General features: G+C 62.1%; 6 protein-coding genes. 5 read left to right on the top strand and 1 reads right to left on the bottom strand.

Going from position 1 to position 3872, the window contains the following annotated elements; translation table 11 throughout:
* The 4 genes from ACXJKO_RS30450 to ACXJKO_RS30435 form a co-directional block, all read left to right on the top strand.
* Nucleotides 1-705, top strand: a 705-nt coding sequence (locus ACXJKO_RS30450; RefSeq protein ID WP_457094755.1) for a CoA transferase subunit A, incomplete at its 5' end; no start/stop codon positions are given.
* Nucleotides 705-1379 (top strand): 3-oxoacid CoA-transferase subunit B, encoded by a 675-nt coding sequence (locus ACXJKO_RS30445; RefSeq protein WP_457094754.1) that lies wholly within the window; start codon nt 705-707, stop codon nt 1377-1379. The genes ACXJKO_RS30450 and ACXJKO_RS30445, both read left to right, overlap by 1 nt.
* 499 nt (nt 1380-1878) lie before the next feature.
* Nucleotides 1879-2316, top strand: a complete 438-nt coding sequence (locus ACXJKO_RS30440; RefSeq protein ID WP_457094753.1) for an EamA family transporter — start codon at nt 1879-1881, stop codon at nt 2314-2316.
* 123 nt (nt 2317-2439) lie between these two features.
* Nucleotides 2440-3252: a nickel-binding protein gene (locus ACXJKO_RS30435; RefSeq protein ID WP_457094752.1), complete on the top strand. Its 813-nt coding sequence runs from the start codon at nt 2440-2442 to the stop codon at nt 3250-3252.
* Between the two features lie 47 nt (nt 3253-3299).
* Here ACXJKO_RS30435 and ACXJKO_RS30430 read toward each other — a convergent pair whose 3' ends face one another.
* Complete coding sequence (locus tag ACXJKO_RS30430; protein WP_457094751.1) at nt 3300-3467, bottom strand: hypothetical protein; 168 nt, start codon at nt 3465-3467, stop codon at nt 3300-3302.
* A gap of 151 nt (nt 3468-3618) precedes the next feature.
* Between ACXJKO_RS30430 and ACXJKO_RS30425 the strand changes: the two genes are divergently transcribed.
* Nucleotides 3619-3872, top strand: a 254-nt coding sequence (locus ACXJKO_RS30425; protein ID WP_457094750.1) for a GlsB/YeaQ/YmgE family stress response membrane protein, incomplete at its 3' end; no start/stop codon positions are given.

Genomic DNA, 3872 nt, shown 5'->3' with positions numbered 1-3872 from the left:
AAGGTTTTCAGCGACGCGGGTGCGGCGTTGTCGGGTGCGGTGAAGGACGGCATGACGATCATGGCCGGGGGCTTCGGCCTGTGCGGCATTCCCGAGACCCTGATCGAGGCCATTCGCGATTCGGGCGCCCGGGAGCTCACCTTCATCTCCAACAATGCCGGCGTCGACGGCATCGGGCTCGGCCGCCTGCTCGAGACCCGCCAGATCAAAAAGATGATCAGTTCCTACGTCGGCGAGAACAAGCTGTTTGCCCAGCAATATCTCTCCGGCGAGCTCGAGCTCGAGTTCAACCCGCAAGGCACGCTCGCCGAGCGCATCCGCGCCGGCGGCGCGGGCATCCCGGCCTTCTACACCAAGACCGGCGTCGGCACGCTCATCGCCGAGGGCAAGGAAGTGCGTACGTTCAACGGCGAGGCTTACGTCATGGAAACGGGGCTGTTCGCCGACATTGCCATCGTCCATGCCTGGAAGGGCGATACCGAGGGCAACCTCGTCTACCGCAAGACCGCACGCAACTTCAATCCGATGATGGCCACCGCCTCGCGCCTGACCATCGCCGAGGTCGAGCATCTGGTGGAAGCCGGCACGATCGACCCGGACTGCATCCACACGCCCGGCATCTTCGTCAAGCGCATGGTGCACGTGCCCGCCCCGGTCAAGCACATCGAACAACGCACGACGCGCAAGCGCGAGGAGACCGTCTGATGCCGTGGACCCGTGAACAGATGGCGGCGCGCGCCGCCCAGGAGCTGCGCGACGGCTTTTATGTCAATCTCGGCATCGGCATCCCGACGCTGGTGTCGAACTACATCCCGAAAGGCATGCGGGTGCAGCTGCAGTCGGAGAACGGCATGCTCGGCATGGGCCCGTTCCCGGTCGAGGGCGAAGAGGATGCGGACCTGATCAATGCCGGCAAGCAGACGATCACCGAGCTGCCGACCACGAGCTATTTCTCGAGCGCCGACTCGTTCGGCATGATCCGCGGCGGGCACATCGACCTGTCGATCCTGGGCGCGATGCAGGTGGCCGAGAACGGCGATCTGGCGAACTGGATGATCCCGGGCAAGATGGTCAAGGGCATGGGCGGGGCCATGGACCTGGTCGCCGGGGTCAAGCGSGTGGTGGTGGTGATGGAGCAYGTGGCCAAGGCCAAGGACGGCTCGGAGGACCCGAAGCTGCTCAAGGCCTGCGCGCTGCCGCTGACCGGCGCGGGCGTGGTCGATCTGGTGATCACGGATCTGGGCGTGTTTGCGGTCGACAAGCGGGGCGGCACGGGCATGACGCTGATCRAGCTGGCGGACGGCGTGACGGTGGACGAGATCAGGGCCAAGACGCAAGCGGAGTTCAAGGTCGCGCTCGACGGCCAGCAGGCCGCCTGAGCCACACCAAACACGATCACCGAAAAGCGGCCCATAGGGCCGCTTTCCTCGTTATGAGCGAGATCTTTCGCCCCCGATGTCGCGGATATCCACGTCCATGTCGTAGACCGCGCATGGTGTCCGTGGTCATGATCTCATCGGGCGAGCCGTGGCGGATGATGGATCTATCGCGCATGGCGTGCCGGGCAGGCGGATGATCTTTTTCTTCCCGCCATGCCGGAGCCGAAGTCTTATCGCTAGGTCGGGATGATGAGCCCCGAATATTGATATGGTGTCTGGGCGGGAACTGTGCGCGACGAGCGTGCCGTAGCGATCATCAATGCTACCGCTGCAATCGCGCTTCTCACGTTGAGGGGCGAATTCAGCGAAAATCTCGAAGAGTGCCGGACTATCGCCAGTGAGTTGTGGGAAACGGGCAATCGACAGGTTGAACCTAGTCCTTAACCTGTTTTTCCATCATCAGCACGGCATACGCTTCCAACCATCATGAGGTACGGCGATGAAACCGGTTTTCCTGTCCTGGCAGTTCTGGGCCTTGCTCTCGGCGGCTTTTGCTGCCCTTACGGCCATCTTCGCGAAGGTCGGCATCGAGAACGTCAACTCGGATTTTGCGACCTTCATCCGCACCATCGTGATCCTGTGCGTTCTCGGGCTGATCCTGGTCGCGACCGGGCAATGGCAGCCGCTCGGATCCGTCTCGGGCCGCAGCTATGTCTTCCTCGTCCTGTCGGGGCTGGCAACCGGCGCTTCTTGGATTTGCTACTTTCGGGCGCTCAAGCTCGGCGATGCTGCGCGGGTTGCGCCGGTTGACAAAATGAGCGTCGTCCTTGTCGCCCTGTTCGGAGTCAGCATCCTCGGTGAGCGGTTGTCGATGCCGAACTGGCTTGGGGTCATGCTGATCGCAATCGGCGCGATGCTCGTGGCGTACAAAGGTTAGCCGAGTTCTGCCCATGGGCCCATCATGACCGGCGGAAAGAATTCCATGTGACCCAAAAAGCCATCCCCGGCCGCGCCTGAAACGTGTAAACTTGGCGGATATCCTTGGAGCGGGGAGGGCACGATGCCTATCTTCCTGGATCGCCATGACCTGAGCGGCATCACCGCCGCCGATATCGCGGACGCGCATCGCAAGGACCTTGAGCTTCAAAGCCAGTACGGGGTCCGGTTTCTCACCTATTGGTTCGACGATACGCGGGGAACGGCTTTCTGCCTTATCGACGCTCCGGATATTGAAACGGCAATGCGCGTTCATGACGAGGCGCACGGCCATATCGCCAGGGACGTCATCGAGGTCGATCTGTCGGCTGTCGAGGCATTTCTTGGGCGCGTCTCCGATCCAACGCCCAAGCATCCAGACATTCAGACAGCGATCGACCCCGCCCACCGCACGATCATGTTCACGGATATCGTCGAATCCACTGCGATGACGGCTCGCCTGGGGGATGTGCGGGCAGTGGAGATGGTGCGGGCGCACGATGCGCTCGTCCGTCGGGCTTTGAAGGATAGGGGCGGGCGCGAGGTCAAGCATACCGGCGATGGGATCATGGCCTCCTTCGATGAGGTTGCGGCTGCCGTGGAATGCGCCCGGTCCATCCAGCAGGCATTCGACGCTTTCAATCTGGCAAGCCGGGAAAAGCTGCGCGTGCGGATCGGGCTCGATGCCGGGGAGCCCGTGGCCGACAGCAATGATCTGTTCGGCGCAACCGTGCAGATGGCGGCACGCCTTTGCCAGAGTGCGGAGCCGGACAGCATCGTCGTATCCGAGACCGTGTCGGGACTGATGTCCGATCGGTTTCAGATCACCCACCTAGGACATCGCAGCCTGAAGGGGTTCGCACAGCCCGTCGAGACGTTCGAGGTGAATTGGCGGTAAGCGCGGCGCTTTATTGAAACTATGTTTCCGCGCCTCTCCTTTGTGCTCTAAGCATCCGCCGCCGGGGTAATCCCGAGATCGCTGAGCTTTGCCCGGACATCCGCGATGGGGCGTTTCAGCTTCAGGCTGATCACAGAGGCTGTCATGCCCTCGCGTGCCAGGGTCTTGAGAGTCTGGACAGCCTCATAGGTCCACGGGGTATGGGCGGAATCCATGATGTGCTTCTCCGTTGCTGATGGCTTGGGGCGAAGCGTCCGCCCCAACTGAGGCAAGAAGATGAAAAATGGTTGCCGCGCTCCCGGCCGACCGCAACCTTAGCCGGGGATGCGCGTTCCTTGTGGAGGCAACAGCTTCAAGGAACCTATCATGACTATTATCTGGACAATCATCATCGGCTTCGTCGCGGGCCTTATCGCCAAGTGGATCATGCCCGGCCGCAACGAGCCGTCGGGTTTCATCCTCACCACCATCCTCGGCATCGTCRGCGCCGTGGTGGCAACTTACCTTGGGCGGGCAGTCGGCTGGTATGGCCCGGATGACGGGGCGAATTTCATCGGCGCCATCGTGGGCGCGGTGGTTGTCCTGTTCATCTACGGTCTGATTGCCGGTCGCGGCAGCTC

The organism is Microvirga sp. P5_D2 (assembly GCF_054049475.1).
This window is presented reverse-complemented; position numbering and strand designations above follow the sequence as displayed.